The organism is Micromonospora marina (assembly GCF_900091565.1).
GTDB classification, from domain to species: domain Bacteria; phylum Actinomycetota; class Actinomycetes; order Mycobacteriales; family Micromonosporaceae; genus Micromonospora; species Micromonospora marina.
The window spans coordinates 38,567-56,732 of sequence record NZ_FMCV01000008.1; the positions used below are offsets into that span (position 1 = coordinate 38,567).

Annotated in this window: 15 protein-coding genes; 12 read left to right on the plus strand and 3 right to left on the minus strand. The window is 73.8% G+C overall.

The genetic code is table 11. The features are described from left to right. Nucleotides 1-25: 25 nt before the first annotated feature. Genes GA0070215_RS12085 through GA0070215_RS12095 form a run of 3 tightly spaced genes read right to left on the minus strand, consistent with a single transcriptional unit; the run spans nucleotide 26 to nucleotide 2,692 of the window. Entirely contained in the window at nucleotides 26-703 is a 678-nt protein-coding gene (locus tag GA0070215_RS12085) for a TVP38/TMEM64 family protein (protein ID WP_377468960.1), read from the minus strand. Between the two features lie 29 nt (nucleotides 704-732). Continuing rightward, the gene (locus GA0070215_RS12090; protein ID WP_018785269.1) at nucleotides 733-1,455 is read right to left on the minus strand and encodes a type 1 glutamine amidotransferase; all 723 of its coding nucleotides are present in this window, start codon (nucleotides 1,453-1,455) and stop codon (nucleotides 733-735) included. Continuing rightward, nucleotides 1,445-2,692 (minus strand): MurT ligase domain-containing protein, encoded by a 1,248-nt coding sequence (locus tag GA0070215_RS12095; protein ID WP_026267848.1) that lies wholly within the window; start codon nucleotides 2,690-2,692, stop codon nucleotides 1,445-1,447. The genes GA0070215_RS12090 and GA0070215_RS12095 overlap by 11 nt, the downstream gene beginning before the upstream one ends. A 355-nt stretch (nucleotides 2,693-3,047) precedes the next feature. Between GA0070215_RS12095 and mraZ the strand changes: the two genes are divergently transcribed. The 12 genes from mraZ to ftsZ all read left to right on the plus strand — a co-directional run bounded on the left by mraZ (nucleotide 3,048) and on the right by ftsZ (nucleotide 18,158). Continuing rightward, on the plus strand, nucleotides 3,048-3,479 hold the full coding sequence (mraZ, locus tag GA0070215_RS12100; protein WP_026267847.1) for a division/cell wall cluster transcriptional repressor MraZ: 432 nt from the start codon (nucleotides 3,048-3,050) through the stop codon (nucleotides 3,477-3,479). Nucleotides 3,480-3,683: 204 nt separating this feature from the next. Then, nucleotides 3,684-4,793 (plus strand): 16S rRNA (cytosine(1402)-N(4))-methyltransferase RsmH, encoded by a 1,110-nt coding sequence (gene rsmH, locus GA0070215_RS12105; RefSeq protein WP_091045547.1) that lies wholly within the window; start codon nucleotides 3,684-3,686, stop codon nucleotides 4,791-4,793. Next, entirely contained in the window at nucleotides 4,790-5,371 is a 582-nt protein-coding gene (gene ftsL, locus GA0070215_RS12110; RefSeq protein ID WP_018785265.1) for a cell division protein FtsL, read from the plus strand. The genes rsmH and ftsL overlap by 4 nt, the downstream gene beginning before the upstream one ends. Before the next feature lie 3 nt (nucleotides 5,372-5,374). Next, a complete protein-coding gene (locus GA0070215_RS12115; RefSeq protein WP_091045296.1) occupies nucleotides 5,375-7,588 on the plus strand; it encodes a peptidoglycan D,D-transpeptidase FtsI family protein in 2,214 nt (737 codons plus the stop codon). A gap of 52 nt (nucleotides 7,589-7,640) precedes the next feature. Next, nucleotides 7,641-9,203: a UDP-N-acetylmuramoyl-L-alanyl-D-glutamate--2,6-diaminopimelate ligase gene (locus GA0070215_RS12120; protein WP_208600333.1), complete on the plus strand. Its 1,563-nt coding sequence runs from the start codon at nucleotides 7,641-7,643 to the stop codon at nucleotides 9,201-9,203. Next, on the plus strand, nucleotides 9,200-10,609 hold the full coding sequence (locus GA0070215_RS12125; RefSeq protein WP_091045300.1) for a UDP-N-acetylmuramoyl-tripeptide--D-alanyl-D-alanine ligase: 1,410 nt from the start codon (nucleotides 9,200-9,202) through the stop codon (nucleotides 10,607-10,609). Before GA0070215_RS12120 ends, GA0070215_RS12125 begins: the two co-directional genes overlap by 4 nt. Continuing rightward, nucleotides 10,606-11,733, plus strand: coding sequence for a phospho-N-acetylmuramoyl-pentapeptide-transferase (gene mraY / locus GA0070215_RS12130; RefSeq protein WP_018785261.1), 1,128 nt, complete (start codon nucleotides 10,606-10,608; stop codon nucleotides 11,731-11,733). Before GA0070215_RS12125 ends, mraY begins: the two co-directional genes overlap by 4 nt. Nucleotides 11,734-11,964: 231 nt before the next feature. Next, entirely contained in the window at nucleotides 11,965-13,380 is a 1,416-nt protein-coding gene (locus GA0070215_RS12135; protein ID WP_026267844.1) for an FtsW/RodA/SpoVE family cell cycle protein, read from the plus strand. Continuing rightward, nucleotides 13,380-14,486 (plus strand): undecaprenyldiphospho-muramoylpentapeptide beta-N-acetylglucosaminyltransferase, encoded by a 1,107-nt coding sequence (gene murG / locus GA0070215_RS12140; protein WP_018785259.1) that lies wholly within the window; start codon nucleotides 13,380-13,382, stop codon nucleotides 14,484-14,486. Before GA0070215_RS12135 ends, murG begins: the two co-directional genes overlap by 1 nt. 31 nt (nucleotides 14,487-14,517) lie before the next feature. Continuing rightward, the gene (gene murC, locus GA0070215_RS12145) at nucleotides 14,518-15,999 is read left to right on the plus strand and encodes a UDP-N-acetylmuramate--L-alanine ligase (protein ID WP_091045310.1); all 1,482 of its coding nucleotides are present in this window, start codon (nucleotides 14,518-14,520) and stop codon (nucleotides 15,997-15,999) included. After that, complete coding sequence (locus GA0070215_RS12150; protein WP_091045313.1) at nucleotides 15,996-16,814, plus strand: cell division protein FtsQ/DivIB; 819 nt, start codon at nucleotides 15,996-15,998, stop codon at nucleotides 16,812-16,814. Before murC ends, GA0070215_RS12150 begins: the two co-directional genes overlap by 4 nt. Before the next feature lie 228 nt (nucleotides 16,815-17,042). Then, complete coding sequence (ftsZ, locus tag GA0070215_RS12155; RefSeq protein ID WP_018785256.1) at nucleotides 17,043-18,158, plus strand: cell division protein FtsZ; 1,116 nt, start codon at nucleotides 17,043-17,045, stop codon at nucleotides 18,156-18,158. Nucleotides 18,159-18,166: the final 8 nt, after the last annotated feature.

Genomic DNA, 18,166 nt, shown 5'->3' on the forward strand with positions numbered 1-18,166 from the left:
CATGGAGGGACGCGCCCGCCGCCGGTCAGGGCGCGCGACGTCGCCGTTCGGCCCGCCACCAGCGGTGGATGAGCAGCGCGCTGGCGATCAGGCCGAGGCTGGCCGGCGCGGCCGCGTACCAGTTGATCGAACCGGGCGCGGTCACCGCCGCGCCGATCGCCGCGTAGCCGACGGCGGTGGGGGCGGAGGCGATCACGCTGCCGGCCAGGAACGGCACGACCCGGGCGGCGGTGGTGCCGTAGCCGTAGCTGACCAGTCCGAACCCGGCGATCGGCAGCAGCCGTACGGTGATCACGCCGAAGACGCTCTGCCGGGCGAACCAGCCGTCGAGGCGGGCCAGCCGGCCGCGTACCCGCTCGGCGACGAAGTCGCGGCCGAGCATCCGGCCGACGGTGAAGCCGATGGCCGCCGCGAGCAGCGCCGCGCCGAGCGCGTACGCGGCGCCCTGCACCGGACCGAAGAGCGCGCCCGCGGCCAGCGTGACGAACGTCCGCGGCACCAGCGCCACCAGCAGCAGCGCGCCGCCGACCACCGCCACGGGCGGGCCGTAGCCGCCGAGCGAGTCGGCGAGCCGGGGCAGGTCGGCCGGGTCCGGCCGGGGCACCAGCAGCAGCGTCACGCCGAACCCGGCGAGCAGTAGCAGGAGCAGCCCGAACCGGCGCGCCGAGGGCTGCCGCAGCAACCCGGCGAGCCGGCGGGCCACCGGTCGCCGCCCCGGCCGGGCGGCGCCGGTCACGGCCTCTGGGCGGCGGCCACCGCGGTGCGGCGCTCGGAGCGGAGGCGGTCGGCCCAGGTGTCGTCGAGCGGCGGGAGCTGGTGGATGCCGGTGGCCCAGCGCAGCAGCAGGTCGGCCAGGTCGGGGTTGCGGGCCAGCGCCGGGCCGTGCGAGTAGGTGCCGAGCAGCTTGCCCCGCCACGCGCCCTCGGTGGCCCCGTCGTTGCCGACCCCGGTGGTGACCCGGGCCAGCGGGGACACGCCCGCGCCGAGGTGGGTGCGGCCGCCGTGGTTCTCGAACCCGGACAGGTGCGGGATGCCCAGCCGCGGGTCGACCTCGCCGACCAGTTCGCCGACGGCCCGGGTGGGGCCGCGGTCGGAGGAGAGGTCGAGCAGCTCCAGGCCGGCACACCGGGTGCCCTTGGCGAAGAACGAGGTGCCGAGCAGTTGGTAGCCGGCGCAGACGCCGAACACCACCGAGCCCTGGGCCACCGCCCGGTGCAGGCCGCCGTCGGCGATCAGCCGCTGGGCGCCGAGCGCCTGCGGGCCGTCCTCGCCGCCGCCGATCAGGTAGATGTCGGCGGTGGCGGGCAGCCGCTGGTCGGAACGGACCTCCAGCACCTCGACCGGCATTCCGCGCAGCTGGGCCCGGCGGGCCAGGATCAGCGCGTTGCCCCGGTCGCCGTAGGTGGACAGCAGGTCGGGATAGATCCAGACGATGCGCAGGCTCTCAGTTGACACGGTCCAGCTCCGCTCGGATGTCCTGGAAGGCGGTGTAGTTGGCGATGACCTCCAGCCGGCCCGGCGGCACGGCGCGGACGGCCTCGTCGAAGCTGCGGACGTGCTGGAACGGCACCCCGTTGACCTCCAGGCGCACCGCCAGGTCGTACGCCCGGTCGCCGGTGATCAGCACCTGCCGGCCGGCCAGCGGGGAGAAGTCCACGTCGAACAGCCAGGAGGTGTCCAGCCCGTCGGGGTCGCGGGCGTTGATGGACAGCAGTGTCGGCGCGACGTCGGCCATGTCGAACGCCTCCAGCCAGCTCGCCGGGTTCTTCGCCAGCAGCAGCCGGATGTTGCGCCCGTCGCGGTCCACCTGGGCGTAGCGGCCGGCGACCGAGGTGACGGTGCCGAGGCGGGACACCGCGTCCACCGGGCGTACGCCGAACTCGGCGGCGACGGCCAGCGCGGTGGCCGCGTTGCCGAGGTTGACCTTGCCGGGAAGCTGGAGCTGGATCTTGTGCCAGGCGCCGGTGGGGTCGAGCACACCGTCGTCCTCGACGGTCCAGTGCGGCTCGGGGCGGCGCAGCGGGCAGCCGGTGCACCACCACTGCTCGCCGGAGCGCTGGATGGTGAATCCGCACTCGGGGCAGACCCAGGAGTCGTCGTGCCAGCGCTGCCCGGCGCTGAACCAGGTGACGTGCGGCGGCACGTGGCCCTGGGCCGGGTCGGCCGGCGGGCAGGCGGCCCACACCACCATCGGGTCGTCGGCGTTGGCGACCACCCGGATCCGCGGGTGCCGGACCAGGGCGGCGCGCCAGAGCTGCGCCATCATGGCGACCTCCTTGGCGCGGTCGAGCTGGTCGCGGGAGAGGTTGAGCAGCGCCACCACGTGCGGCTCGGTCGCCTCCAGCACCTGGGCCAGGTAGTGCTCGTCCACCTCCAGCACCGCGTACGGCGTGCTGCCGGCCTTGGCCAGTGCCGAGGTGTGGCCGGTGGGCATGTTCGCGCCGAAGGAGTTGGTGGCGACCCGGCCCAGCACGCCGACCGCGGCGGTGGTGAGCCGGGTGGTGGTGGTCTTGCCGTTGGTGCCGGACACCAGGGCGATGGCGCGCCCGGCCGAGAGGTGGGCGAGCAGGTCCGGGTCGATCTTGAGGCCGATCCAGCCGCCGATCACCGAGCCGTCGCCACGGCCCGCGGCCCGCGACAGCGCCGCGGCGGTGCGCGACACGGAGCTGGCCACCTTCGCCCGCAAGGGCATCTTCGCGTCCGTCACCCGAGCGAGGTTACCGGACCGCCGCCTCCGCCAGATCGCCGCCGACGGCGAACCGTTCGGCCGGGGACGACCCGGCGGACGGGCGGAGCGCGCGGGGCCGGACGGCGGCGGTCGATGTCGGGTAGCGGACGCTGCGCGGGGCGCCCCACCCCCTCCACTCCGCCCCACCCGCGTTGACGTGCGGTTTTGCGCGCGGAAACGCCACGCCACGCGGGCGATTCTGGTTGCAGGTGGAGGGAAGTGGAGTAGAGTGGGGCGCGATGGTGAGGCCGGGAGGGCCACACCGGCCCGGGGGGTCGGCGGCGCCGCGAACGCCGCTCAGGGCGAGGGGGTTGGGCCGATGTTCCTCGGCACCCACACTCCGCGCCTGGACGACAAAGGCCGGTTGATCCTGCCGGCCAAGTTCCGGGACGAACTGGCGGGGGGTGTCGTGATCACCAAAGGGCAGGAGCGCTGCCTCTACGTCTTCCCGATGCCCGAGTTCCAGCGGATCGCCGACCAGTTGCGCGCGCAGCCGATGACGAGCAAGGCGGCCCGGGCCTACAGCCGGGTCTTCTTCGCCAGCGCGCACGACGAGGTGCCGGACAGGCAGGGGCGGGTCACCATACCCGGCCACCTGCGGTCGTACGCGGCACTGGACCGGGATCTGGTCGTGATCGGAGCGAGCACCCGGGTGGAGATCTGGGACAAGGCGGCCTGGGAGGCCTACCTCGCGGAGAGCGAAGACGACTTCGCCGACATCGAGGAGGGGGTGCTGCCCGGCGGTCTGTAGGGCGTGACGGCGCCCGACGTACTGCGAGATCTCCAGCCGCTTTCGAGTTCCTGGCACCCCTTCCCCGGTGCCAGGCGCACGATCCGACACGGAGGGCCGCGGCCTCCGGCGGGCGGGAGCGGATGGGGATCTGGCGGTATGGCGAGGCGTCGTGGCGACGACGGACACGTGACGGAACGGTTGGCGAACGGGGTGGGGGTCGAGATGGGGGAGCTACGCGGCACGCACGTGCCGGTGCTGCTCGAGCGGTGTCTCGAGCTGCTGGCCCCCGCACTGGGCCGGCCCGGTCGCACCGTGCACGTCGACGCCACACTCGGCCTGGCCGGGCACGCCGAGGCGGTGCTCTCGGCGCATCCGGACACGGTGCTGATCGGCCTGGACCGGGACACCGAGGCGCTCGCCCACGCACGGGTCCGCCTGGCCCGGTTCGCCGACCGGATCCACCTGGAGCACGCCGTCTACGACGAGCTGCCCGAGGTGCTGGACCGGCTCGGTCACCCGGCGATCGACGGGGTGCTGTTCGACCTCGGCGTCTCGTCCCTGCAACTGGACGCGCCCGACCGCGGGTTCGCGTACGCGCAGGACGCGCCCCTGGACATGCGGATGGACCAGACCCGGGGGATGACCGCCGAGGAGGTCGTCAACACCTACTCCCATCCGGACCTGGCCCGCCTGCTGCGGGTGTACGGCGAGGAGAAGTTCGCCGGGAAGATCGCCTCGGCGATCATCCGCGAACGGGAGCGCGTCCGGATCACGTCCTCGGCCCGGCTGGCCGAGCTGGTCCGGGACGCCATTCCGGCACCGGCCCGACGAACCGGCGGACACCCGGCAAAGAGAACGTTTCAGGCTTTACGGATCGAGGTAAACAGAGAACTGGCAGCGCTGGAGACGGCGTTGCCGGCTGCTCTGGACAAGCTCACAGTGGGCGGCCGCATGGTGGTCCTGTCCTACCACTCGCTGGAGGACCGGCTCACCAAGCAGGCGCTCGCCGACCGGGTCCGCAGTAAGGGCCCGGTCGACCTCCCGGTCGAGCTGCCCGGGTCGGGCCCGACGTTCCGGCTGTTGAGCCGGGGCGCCGAGCTGCCCGGGGAGGCCGAGGTGGCCGCGAACCCGCGTGCCGCCTCGGTGCGGCTGCGGGCAGCGGAACGGCTCGACCCGGAGGCGGCCCGGCAGGGGCGTACCGACCGCGAACGGTACCGCCGCCGGGTGAGGGCGATGCACCAACCGGGGGCGGGGTCACCGGGGTCCGGCAAGGACCCGCGGTCGGCCCCGGGGGACGCGAACGGGACGGACGAGGAGGGGGAGGGGACATGAACGTCGAGAAGCGCGACGGCCGGGGAGCCGTCGGGCAGCGCGCACCGCGGTCGGGGGGCCGGACCGCGGCGCGGCGCACCACGCGGGACACGACCGCGACCGACCGCCGGGAGGCGACTCGCGCCCGGGGGGCGCGCGAGTTCCCGACGCAGGGCAGCGCCGCTCTGCGGCCGGCCGAGCGTACCCGGGTGACCGATGCGCCCGCGCCGCGCCTTCGGGTCGCCCCGCCGGCGCCGATCCGGGTGCCCCGTGCTCCGTTCGTCGCGCTGATCCTGGTGCTGGTGGTCGGTGGGGTGCTGGGCATCCTGGCGGTCAACACCAAGATCAACGAGAACGCGTTCAGGCTGGAGAGGCTCCAGCAGCAGCAGGCCAAGCTGGACGTGGACGAGCAGGAACTGCGCAAGGAGATCGCCAACCAGAAGGCGCCCGGCAACCTGACCGCCAACGCCAAGCGGCTCGGCCTGGTCGAGTCCGAGGACCCGGCCTACATCCGGCTGCCGGACGGGCAGACCATCGGGGTGCCGCACCCCGCGCAGGGCGCCCCGCCGGTCACCAGCCGGCAGGGCGACGGAGGCTGAGCGATGCCGCCGAGATCGGAGGATCCGCGCCGGGACGCCACGGGCTCCCGGCGCGGCTCGTCGCGGGGGTCGGAGCCGCGCGAGCCGGGCCTCGGCGGGATCTCCGACGCCCGCGCGTACACCCCGCGCGGGCGGACCGTGCGCGAGGGCGGCGGCGCCGAGCAACGGCGTACCCCCCGCAGCAACAGGTCCGGCGATCCGTTCCGGCCCGCGTTGCAGGTGCTCGACGGCGGCCGGGCCGGCCGCGCCGGCACGCGCGAGCCCGCGACCGACGGCGCCCGGTCCGGCCGCCGGTCCACCGCCGCGGGCGGCCGGGCCGCCGTGGTCCGGACCGTCTCGTCCCGGCCCGTGCACGAACCGTTCGACGACGACGAGGACGCGCCGCCGCCGCGCCGCCGGTCCCAGCCGCGCCGCCCGGCCGCGCCGCCCCGCCGGCCGGTACGCAAGCCGCGCCGGCCGCCGCGACTCGGCGACCCGCGCCGGCGGCTGCGGCTCGGCACCGTGCTGGCGCTGGCGCTGTTCGCCAGCATCGGCGTCCGGCTCGTCTATCTCCAGACCGCGGACACCCCGGCGTACGCCGACCGCGGCCTGCCCGACCGGCTCGCCGTGGTCGAGCTGCCGGCCCCGCGCGGGGCGATCCTCGACCGCGACGGCGAGCCGTTGGCGCACAGCGTCGAGGCCCGGTACGTGTTCGCCGACCCGACCCGGGTCACCGATCGCGCCGCCACCGCGAGGGCGCTGTCGCCGCTGCTCGGTGTGCCCGCCTCCGACCTGGCCGAGAAGATGCGCAAGCGCAACCTGCCCGGCACCGACACCCCGTTGCAGTTCGTCTACCTGGCCCGCGGCGTGGAGATCGGCACCGCCAAGAAGATCATGGCGCTCGACCTGGCCGGCATCAACGTGCACCGCGACGAGCGGCGCGAGGTGCCCGGCGGCGACCTGGCGGCGAACCTGATCGGCTTCGTCAGCCAGGACATGAACGGCCTGGAAGGGCTGGAGGCCAAGTACGACGACGTGCTACGCGGACAGGCCGGCAAGCGGACCTACGAGGTGGGCCTCGGCGACCTGGCCGCGCCCATCCCGGGCGGCTACAGCCGCACCACCCAGCCGCAGCCGGGCAGTTCGCTGAAGCTCACCGTCGACCGTGACCTCCAGTTCATGACCCAGCGGATCCTGGCCAAGCAGACGGCGAAGGTGAAGGGCAGCATCGGCGCCGCCGTGATCATCGAGGTGCCGAGCGGCGAGGTGCTGGCGCAGGCCAGCCAGCCGACGTACGACGCCGCCAACCCCACCAAGGTGGGCTCACCGTCGGACCGGGACGACGCGGCCACCACGTTCGTGGTCGACCCCGGCTCGATCCACAAGGCCATCACCTTCGGCGCGGCGCTCCAGGAGGGCGTGATCACGCCGGACACCGCGTTCCCGGTCGCCAACACCGCCGTCCGCGGCGGCGTCACGTTCCGCGACACCCACCCGGTCGACGGCCGCACCATGAGCATCCCCGGCATGCTCGCCTTCTCGTCGAACGTCGGCACCATCGAGGTCGCCGAGAAGCTGGGCAAGGACCGGCTGTTCGACTACCAGAAGCGGTTCGGGCTGGGCCAGGTCACCGGCGAGGGCATGCCCGGCGAGGCGGCGGGCCGGCTGCTGCCGCCGGACCAGTGGAGCGGCTCGGCGTACGGGTCGGTGCCGATCGGGCACAGCGTGGACGCCACGCCGCTGCAGATGGCCGCCGCGTACGCCGCCATCGCCAACAACGGCACGTACGTGCAGCCGCACCTGGTCAAGGAGACCATCGGCGCGGACGGCGAGCGCAGCCCCGCCGCGGCGCCTGCCACCCGTTCGGTGCTCAGCCCCGACAACGCGGCGGCGCTGCGCCGGATGATGGAGGCGGTCACCACCGTCGACGGCCCGGACGGTCAGGCGACCGGGCTGGCTGCGGCCGTGCCCGGCTACCGGGTGGCCGGCAAGACCGGCACCGGTCTGCGCTACGACGGCGGCAAGCAGCAGCCCGGCGAGGTCGGCTCGTTCATCGGCATGGCACCGGCGGAGAACCCCCGGTACGTCGTCGCGGTGTTCGTGTGGAGCCCTGACGGCGGGGGCGGTGCGGTCGCCGCGCCGGCGTTCCGGGAGATGATGGGCTTCACTCTCCGCCACTACCGGGTGCCGCCGTCGCTCACCAACAAGTCCCCGAAGTTCGAGGTCTTTCCGCGCTGAGCGGGGACGGCGGGACATCATCGGTGAGTGGCGACGAACCACCGGGGCGGCTGTGCGGTCGGAACCGGACGACCGGGTAGGGTCTGACGCCGTGCCCGGCAATCCACGTCCCACAACCGTGCGTCCCGTACGGCTCGGCGACCTCGCCGCCCGCGTGGCGGCGACCCCGCCGGAGGAGGCCGCCGAACTGGCCGTCACCGGCGTGACCCACGCCTCCCAGGAGGTACGCCCCGGCGACCTGTACGCCGCCCTGCCCGGCGCGCGGCGCCACGGCGCCGAGTTCGCCGCCGCGGCGGCGGAAGCGGGCGCGGTGGCCCTGCTGACCGACCCGGCCGGCGCGGCGCTGGCCGCCGGGACCGGCCTGCCCGTGCTCGTCGTCGACGACCCGCGCGACGCGCTCGGCGAGGTGGCCGCGACCGTCTACGGCGACCCGACCGCCGGCCTGACCGTGATCGGGGTGACCGGCACCGCCGGCAAGACCTCCACCAGCTACCTGGTCGAGTCGGGGCTGCGGGCCGCCGGCCACGTCACCGGGCTGATCGGCACCGTGGAGACCCGCCTCGGCGACCTGGTGATCGACAGCGTCCGGACCACCCCGGAGGCCACCGACCTGCACGCCATGCTCGCGGTGGCCCGCGAGCACGGGGTGGACACGGTGGTCATGGAGGTGTCCAGCCACGCCCTCGCCATGGGCCGGGTCGGCGGCGTCCGGTTCGACGTCGGCGGCTACACCAACTTCGGCTCTGACCACCTGGACTTCCACGCCGACGAGGCGGACTACTTCGCGGCCAAGGCCGCGCTGTTCGACGGCCGCTGCCGGGTCGAGGTGCTCAACCACGACGACCCGGCGCTGCGCCCGCTGTACAAGCCGGGCACCGTCACCTACTCGGCGGCCGGTGACCCGGACGCGACCTGGTGGGCCGACGGCATCGACGGCGAGGGCTACGCGCAGCGGTTCACGCTGCACGGCCCGGACTCCCCGGCGCTGCCCACCGGTGTGGCGCTGCCCGGCCGGCACAACGTGGCGAACGCGTTGCTGGCGGTCGCCCTGCTGGTCGCCGCCGGGGTGGACACGCGGACCGCGGCGCGCGGCGTGGCCGCCTGCGGGGGTGTGCCCGGCCGGCTGGAACTGGTCAGCGGCGACGCCCCGGTACGCGGCGTCGTCGACTACGCGCACAAGGCCAACGCGATCGAGGCGGTGCTCACCGCGCTGCGCGGCCTGACCGGGGGCCGGCTGATCTGCGTGCTGGGCGCCGGTGGCGACCGGGACCGGGGCAAGCGGCCGGTGATGGGCGGCGTGGCCGCGCGCGGCGCCGACGTGGTGCTGGTGACCGACGACAACCCGCGGACCGAGGACCCGGCCGCGATCCGGGCCGAGGTGCTCGCCGGCGCGTACGCCGCCGCGACCCCGGCCCGCGTCATCGAGGTGCCCGGACGGCGGGCGGCGATCGAGGAGGCGGTCCGGGTGGCCGAACCGGGTGACGTGGTGGCGGTGCTGGGCAAGGGCCAGGAACGCGGACAGGAGATCGGCGGCGAGGTGCTGCCGTTCGACGACCGGGTGGAGCTGGCGGCGGCGCTGCGCGCCCGCTTCGGTGACCTGGCGGGTCAGCGGTGATCCCGCTGACGCTGGCCGAGGTGGCCGCCGCCGTCGACGGCCGGCTGACCGGCGCCGACCCGGACGCCCGGATCACCGGCACGGTGGAGTTCGACTCCCGCAAGGTGAGCGCCGGCGGGCTGTTCGTGGCCTTCCCCGGCGAGCGGGTCGACGGCCACGACTACGCGGCCGGCGCGGTCTCGGCCGGTGCGGTGGCGGTGCTCGGCACCCGGGAGGTGCCGGGCGTGCCGATGGTGCTCGTCGGCGACGCGCTCGACGCGCTGGGCCGGCTGGCCCGCACGGTGGTGGACCGGCTGCCCGGGCTGACCGTGATCGGTCTGACCGGCTCGTCCGGCAAGACCACCACGAAGGACCTGATCGCCCAGCTCGCGGTCCGGCTCGGCCCGACGGTGGCGCCGCCCGGCTCGTTCAACAACGAGCTGGGACACCCGTACACCGCGTTGCAGTCGACGCCGGAGACCCGCTACCTGGTGATGGAGAAGGGCGCCCGCGGGGTCGGGCACGTCCGCTACCTGTGCGACGTGGTGCCGCCGCGGATCTCGGTGGTGCTCAACGTCGGCGTGGCGCACCTGGGCGAGTTCGGCTCGGTGGAGGCCATCGCGCTCGCCAAGGGTGAGCTGGTCGAGGCGCTGCCCGAAGACGGGCTGGCGGTGCTCAACGCCGACGACCCGCGGGTGGACGCGATGGCGTCGCGTACCCGGGCCCGGGTGGTGCGGTACGGCGAGTCGGAGCGTGCCGACGTGCGCGCCGTGGACGTGACTGTCGACGGCCGGGGAAGGCCCTCGTACACCCTGGTCACCCCGGAGGGCAGCGCGCCGGTACGGCTCGGGCTGACCGGCCGGCACCAGGTCTCCAACTCGCTCGCCGCCGCGGCGGTCGGCCGGGAACTGGGCCTGCCGCTGCCGGGCCTGGCGGCGGCGCTGAACGAGCTGGGCCTGGTCTCGACCCGGCGGATGGACGTCTTCGAGCGTCCCGACGGGGTGACCGTGATCGACGACTCGTACAACGCCAACCCGGCCTCCACCGGCGTGGCGCTGCGGGCGTTGGCCAGCATGCGCGGCGACGGGCGTACCGTCGCGGTGCTCGGCTACATGGCCGAGCTGGGTGACTTCGAGCGGGAGGGGCATCAGCAGGTCGGCCGGCTCGCGGCCGAACTGGGAGTGGACCGGCTGCTCGTGGTGGGCGAGCCGGCGGCGCCGATCCACGAGGGCGCGACAGCGGTAGGTAACTGGGGAGGAGAGTCGGTGCTGCTCACCGATCAGGCGGCGGCCGTCGAGGTGCTGCGGAGCGAGCTGCGTCCGGGAGACGTGGTGCTGGTGAAGGGCTCCCGGTACCGGACCTGGGACGTGGCCGACGCGCTGCGCGCGGACGCCCGGGAGGGTGCGACGGAGGGCGGTGCCGCATGAGGGCGGTCATCGTCGCCATCGGGGTCGCGTTCCTGATCTCACTGTTCTGCACCCCGATCGCGATCAAGGTGTTCGCCCGGCTGAAGGCCGGCCAGCCGATCCGATCGAACCTCGGGCTCGCCAGCAACGAGGGCAAGAAGGGCACGCCGACGATGGGCGGTGTGGTCTTCATCCTGGCCACGGTCATCGCGTACGTCGCCGGGCACCTGGCCCTGACCACGCTGCCGGACGCGCAGATCGCCCAGGTCGAGCCGACGATCACGGCGCTGGTGCTGCTGGGGCTGATGGTGTTCTCCGGCGCGGTCGGCTTCATCGACGACTTCCTCAAGGTCCGCAAGCGGCACAGCGGCGGCCTCAACAAACGGGGCAAGCTGGCCGGGCAGATCCTGGTCGGTGCCGTGTTCGGCGCGGTGGCCGTCTACTTCCCGTCGAGCATGACCGACGCCGGCGGCAACGCGACGAACACCGAGACGGTGGGCAGCACCACGCTGAGCTTCATCCGGGACGTCCCGGCGCTGGAGATCGGCAAGATCGGCGCGGTGATCGTCATCATCATGGTGGTCATGGCGGCCACAAACGGCGTCAACCTCACCGACGGCCTGGACGGCCTGGCCACCGGCGCCTCGGTGATGGTGCTGGCGGCGTACGCGCTGATCGCGTTCTGGCAGTACCGCCACTGGTGCGCCGACCCGAACTACACCGAGTCGTACTGCTACACCGTGCGCGACCCGCTGGAGATCGCGCTGATCGCGGGCGCGGCGGCCGGTGCCTGCGTGGGCTTCCTGTGGTGGAACACGTCCCCGGCGCGGATCTTCATGGGTGACACCGGTGCGCTCGGGCTGGGCGGCCTGATTGCCGGCATGGCGATGTCCACCCGGACCATCCTGCTGCTGCCGATCCTGGGTGGCCTGTTCGTGATCATCACGATGTCCGTGGTCATCCAGATCATCTCGTTCCGCACCACCGGCAAGCGCGTGTTCCGGATGTCGCCGTTGCAGCACCACTTCGAGCTGGCCGGCTGGAGCGAGGTCAACATCGTGGTCCGGTTCTGGATCATCGCCGGTATCGGCGTGGCCATCGCGCTGGGCCTGTTCTACAGCGAGTTCCTCGCCGCGGTGAGCTAGGTGCAAGGAAGGGCCCCTTATTAACAGACGTCTGTTAATAAGGGGCCCTTCCTTCAGATCCGACACGCCGACCGGGCGGTTGCGCCACGGGCGGGCGGGTCGAGCGGCCATGATGGGCCTGTGGGGGAGGGACGAGACATCCAGGTGACCAGCGATCCGCCGGCCCGCCGTGCCCCGGCGGCCACGCCTCCGGGCGACCCGCCGGCCGCGCGCTGGGATCCGGCCGGCGGCCTGGCCGCGCTGCGCGGCCTGCTGGCCCGGCCGCTGGCCTCCTACTACCTGCTGCTGTCCAGCGTCGGCCTGCTGCTGCTGATCGGCCTCACCATGGTCTTCTCCGCGACGAGCGTGAAGGACTTCGCCGAGGGCGGTGACGCTTCCGCGTCGCTCACCAAGCAGGGCGTGTTCGCGGTGATCGGCATCGGCGCGTTCTGGGCCTGCCAGCGGCTGCCCGCGCGCACGTTCCGGGCGATGAGCCGCCCCGCGCTCGGCGTGGCGGTGGCGCTGCTGCTCACGCTCAACCTGTTCGTCGCGCTGAACTCGCTGTTCGGGGTGACGTCGATCGGGCCGCTGCGGGCCGAACTCCTCTCGCTGTCCCTCGGCCCGATCTCGCTGCAACCGGTCGAGGTGGCGAAGTTCGCGCTGGTGCTGTGGGGCGCGCACGTGCTGGCCCGCAAGGGCGCCGCGCTGGGCTGGTGGAAGGAACTCGCCACCCCGCTGTTCCCGGTGGTGGGCCTGCTGTTCGTGTTGGTCGGCTTCAACGACCTGGGCAGCATGCTCTGCCTGCTGGCGCTCGTGGTCGGGCTGCTCTGGGCGGCCGGCGTGCGGGGCCGGGTCTTCGCCGCGCTCACCGCCATCGGCCTGGCCGGCGTCGGCCTGCTGGTGGCGGCGGCCTCGCTCGGCGCCGGCTCCGGCTCCCGGGGCGCCGACAACTACCGGCTCGGCCGCCTCACCATGTGGCTCGACCCGCCGGACCCGAAGACCTGCTTCGAGCAGCAACTGGACTACTGCTACCAGCTCGTGCAGGCCCGCTACGCGATCGGCAACGGCGGCTGGTTCGGCGTCGGCCTGGGCCAGAGCTCGCTGAAGTGGAACTATCTGCCCGAGGCGCACAACGACTTCATCTTCGCCATCCTCGCCGAGGAACTGGGCGTGGTCGGCTGCACAGTGATCCTGGTGCTGTTCGCCGTGCTCGCGTACACCGGGATGCGGATCGCCCGCCGGGTCGAGGACCCGTTCCGCCGGCTCGCCGCCGCCGGTGTGACCGCCTGGCTGGTCGGCCAGGCCGTCATCAACATCGGTGGCGTGACCGGGCTGCTGCCGCTGACCGGCGTACCGCTGCCGTTCATCTCCGACGGCGGCAGCGCCCTGGTGGTGACGCTCGCCGCGATCGGCATGCTCGCCTCGTTCGCCCGCGCCGAGCCGGACGCGGCGCGAGCGCTGCATGCCCGTCCGCCCGCCCGATGGGTCCGACTAGTGTGGGCCCCGTTGCCGCCGCTTCCCGGCCGGCGCCGCAGTGCGACGCCGCCGGCGGCCGACCGAGGGTCCGTGCCCCGGTCCCGGCAGCGGCGGCAGGACGACCAGGCCGCGCCCCGCGGCGCCCGGCCCGACCGGGCGCGCGCCGGCGCGGCGAGCGAGAGGAGACGCTGATGGGTCCGCTGCGTTCGGTGGTGCTCTGCGGAGGGGGTACGGGCGGGCACATCTACCCGCTGCTCGCCTTCGCCGACTGCCTGCGCCGACACGACCCGAGCGTCCGGATCACCTGTCTGGGCACACCCAAGGGGCTGGAGAACGAGCTGATCCCGCCGGCCGGCTACGACCTGCGGCAGATCCCGGCGTACCAGCTTCCCCGGTCGGTGAACATGAGCCTGGTGCGTACCCCGGACCGGATGTGGAAGGCGGCCCGCGCCGCGGGCAAGGTGATCGACGAGGTCCAGGCCGACGCCGTGGTCGGCTTCGGCGGGTACGTCTCGGTGCCCGGTTACCTGGCCGCGTGGCGGCGGGAGCTGCCCATCGTCATCCACGAGGTGAACGTGCCGCCGGGCGTGGCGAACCGGCTCGGGATGAAGTTCACCAAGAACGTCGCGGTGGGCTTCCCGCACCAGCCGGCCCAGGCCGAGGCGCTGCGCGACGCCCGCGTGGTCGGTGTGCCGCTGCGCCGGGGCATCGCCGGGCTGGACCGGGCCGCGCTGCGCGACGCCGCCCGCGCCCACTTCGGACTCCGTCCCGACCTGCCGGTGCTGTTCGTCGCCGGTGGCTCGCAGGGCGCCCGCTCGATCAACCTGGCCGTCTCCGGCGCCGCGAAGGAGCTGGCCCGCAACGGTGTGCAGGTGCTGCACGTCATCGGGGCCCGAAACGAGCCGGTCTCCGTGCCCACCGACCTGCCGGTGCCGTACATCACGCTGCCGTACCTGTCCGAGATGGAGCTGGGTTACGCCGCGGCCGACCTGATGCTGGCCCGGGGCGGCGCGATGACCTGCGCCGAGGTGGCCGCGATCGGCCTGCCGACCGTCTACGTGCCGTACCCGCACAGCAACCAGGAGCAGAAGCGCAACGCGTTGCCGGTGGTGGAGGCGGGCGGCGGTCTGCTGGTCGACGACGCCGAGGTGACCCCGGCCTGGGTGGAGCGGACGGTGATTCCGCTGATCCGGGACCCGCAGCGGCTGTACGCGATGAGCCACGCCGCTGCCGGGTACGGCCGCCGGGACGGCGACGTGGCGTTGCTGAACTTCGTCTACGAGGCGGTCTCCCGCTGATGAGGGACACCGCGACGGGAAGGTACGTCTCATGAACACCGCGCAGTTCACGCCCGCCGGCACCATGACGGCGGAGGACCTGGGCCGGATCCACCTGATCGGGGTGGGCGGGGTCGGGATGGCCGGGCTGGCCCGGCTGTTCCTCACCCGGGGTCTGCCGGTCTCCGGCAGCGAGCTGCGGGAGTGGCCGTCGCTGGCCGGCCTGCGGGCACTCGGCGGCACCATCCATTCCAGCCACGAGGTGTCCAACCTCGACGGGGTGGACACGGTGGTCTATTCCTCCGCCATCCCGCAGGACCACCTGGAGATGGTCGAGGCGCGCCGCCGGGGCCTGCGGGTGCTGCACCGCTCCGAGGCGCTCGCCGCCGCGATGACCGGCCGCCGGACGGTGGCGGTCGCCGGCACCCACGGCAAGACCTCGACCACCTCGATGGTGACCATGGTGCTCCAGCAGGCCGGCACCGACCCGTCGTTCGTGATCGGCGGCGAGATCTCCGAGGTGGGTTCCGGCGCGCACCACGGCACCGGGGAGCACTTCGTGGTCGAGGCGGACGAGAGCGACCGCTCCTTCCTCATCTACCGCCCGTTCGTGTCGATCGTCACGAACATCGAGGCGGACCACCTGAACACCTACGGCGACCTGGCCACCCTGGAGGCGGCGTTCGCCGAGTTCGCCCGGCTCACCGATCCGGCCGGTTTCGTGATCACCTGCGCCGACGACGCGGGCGGGCGCCGGCTGGCCGAGTCGCTGCGTGCCGAGGGCCGCCGGGTCTGGACGTACGGCGAGTCCGCCGACGCGGATCTGCGGATGAGCGAGGTCGTGTCGTCCGCGCACGGGGTGCGCTTCCAGGCCGAGGTCGAGGGCCGGCCGCTGGGCGAGATCCGGCTGCCCGTACCGGGCCGGCACATGGCGCTCAACAGCGCCGCCGCGGTGCTCGCCGCGTACCTGCTGGAACTGCCGGTGGCCGCGGCGGAGGCCGCGCTCGGCGCGTTCCCGGGCGTGCGGCGCCGCTTCGAGCGCAAGGGCGTGGCGGACGGCGTGCTGGTCTACGACGAGTACGCCTACCACCCGACCTCGATGACGCTGGCGTTGCAGACGCTGCGCGAGGTGGCCGGCGACGGCCGGCTGATCGTGGTGTTCCAGCCGTACCGGCTCTACCGCACCCGGGACAACCAGGCGGAGATCGCCGCCGCGCTCGGTATCGCGGACGAGGTGGTGTTGCTGGAGGTCTTCGGCCCCGGTGAGACGCGGCGCCCCGGCGAGGGCTCGGCCGCGCTGATCCGGGAGGTGCCGCTGCCGGCGGAGCGGAAGGTGTTCGTCGAGGCGTGGGACGACGTGCCGGGTGAGGTGGCCCGGCGGGCGCGGACCGGCGACGTGGTGGTGACAATGGGCGCGCCGCCGATCTCGCTGATGGGTGACCAGCTGCTCGACGCCCTGCTCGCCCGCTCCGCCGGGGGCACGGGGCTGGGCGCCGGCGTCGACCCGGACGGCGCGGCGACCCCGGCCGGATGAGTCCCGGTCCGGCCCGCGGCCGTACCCCCCGACCGGACGGCGGCGCCGGGCGGCGCAGCCCGGCCCGGCGCTGGCAGCTCGTGCGGGCGAACGCGGACGCCGTACCGCCGTCGACCCGCCGGTTCATGGCCCGGGCCCGGCAGCGGCGGATGCGCGCCGCGTTGCCCTGGGCGGTCACCGCCGCGGTGCTCGCCGTCGCGGGCCTGGTGGCGTGGACGGTGCTGGGCACCGGCCTGTTCGGTGTCCGCGAGGTACGGGTGGTCGGCGCGCGGCTGGTCACGCCGGTGCAGATCCGTGACGCGGCGGCGGTGCCGGACAACGCGCCGCTGGCCCGGGTCGACCTGGAGGCGACCGCGCGCCGGGTCGGGGCGCTGCCGCCGGTGGCGAACGCCACGGTGGAGCGGGAGTGGCCGGGCACGCTGGTGATCCGGGTGCGGGAACGCACGCCGGTGGCGGCGGTGCCGCAGGGTGTGGGCTTCGTGGTCGTCGACGGCTCGGGCGTCGTCTTCCAGCGCCTGGACCGGGCGCCGGACGGGTTGCCGCAGGTCCGGGTCGCCCGGCCCGGCCCCGACGACCCGGGTACGCGGGCCGGGCTGGCGGTGCTCGCCGCGCTGGGGGAGAAGCTGCGCGCGGAGCTGGTCGCGGTGGACGTGGCCGGCCTGGCCCGGATCACGCTGCTGCTGCGCGGCGAGCGTCAGGTCTTCTGGGGCGACGCCTCCCGCGGCACCGACAAGTCGACGGTGGCCACCGCGCTGCTGAGCCGCGAGGCGGACCGGATCGACGTCAGCGCGCCGGACGTGGTCACGTTCGAGTGACCCGCGGCTCAGCGAGCCCGTGCTGTGTCCCCCGTCGCTCCGTCGGCGACACGCCGGAACAGGTCCTTGGCTCCTGGCGCGGCGGCGCATACGTTGCCCCGAAGAGATCAGTGGTTGACATAACTCTAAGCCTCTAGTAGAGGGTGAGGGTTCACCCGTCGGAGGCCGCTGATCCGGCCAAGCCGTGTGGGGTCGGCCCATGCCAATCTCGAAGGGAAAGGACCGGAGATGACACCTCCGCACAACTACCTGGCGGTCATCAAGGTCGTCGGCATCGGGGGCGGCGGCGTCAACGCCGTCAACCGGATGATCGAGGTTGGGCTCAAGGGCGTCGAGTTCATCGCGATCAACACCGACGCGCAGGCGTTGCTGATGAGCGACGCCGACGTCAAGCTCGACGTGGGCCGGGAGCTGACCCGGGGACTGGGCGCGGGCGCCAACCCGGACGTCGGCAAGAACGCCGCCGAGGACCACCGCGACGAGATCGAGGAGGTCCTCAAGGGCGCCGACATGGTGTTCGTGACCTGCGGCGAGGGCGGTGGCACCGGCACCGGCGGCGCGCCGGTGGTGGCGAACATCGCCCGTAAGCTCGGTGCGCTCACCATCGGTGTGGTCACCCGGCCGTTCTCGTTCGAGGGCAAGCGCCGGCAGGTCCAGGCCGAGGCGGGCATCGAGGAGCTGCGCAACCAGTGCGACACGCTCATCGTGATCCCGAACGACCGGCTGCTCGCGCTCGGCGACCGCAACATCTCCATGATGGACGCGTTCCGCACCGCGGACCAGGTCCTCCTCTCCGGTGTCCAGGGCATCACCGACCTGATCACCACGCCAGGTCTGATCAACCTGGACTTCGCCGACGTGAAGAGCGTGATGAGCGGCGCCGGAAGCGCGCTCATGGGCATCGGCAGCGCCCGGGGCGAGAACCGCGCCGTCGAGGCGGCCGAGGCGGCCATCTCCAGCCCGCTGCTGGAGCAGAGCATGGACGGCGCGCGTGGCGTGCTGCTGTCCATCGCGGGCGGGTCGGACCTCGGCCTGTTCGAGATCAACGACGCGGCGCAGCTGGTCACCGACGCGGCCCACCCGGACGCGAACATCATCTTCGGCGCGGTCATCGACGACGCGCTCGGCGACGAGGTGCGGGTCACCGTGATCGCGGCGGGCTTCGACGGGGGTGCGCCGGCGTACAAGGCGGTCGAGCCGCCGCGCAAGAGCAACCAGAACCCGCCGGCGCAGCCGAACGCGCCGGCGAACCCGCCGGCCACCATGCCGGCGCCGCAGCAGCCGTCGCGCCGGGTGCTCTTCGACGACGTCGACGTGCCCGACTTCCTCAAGAACGGGTCCTGAGCGGCGCC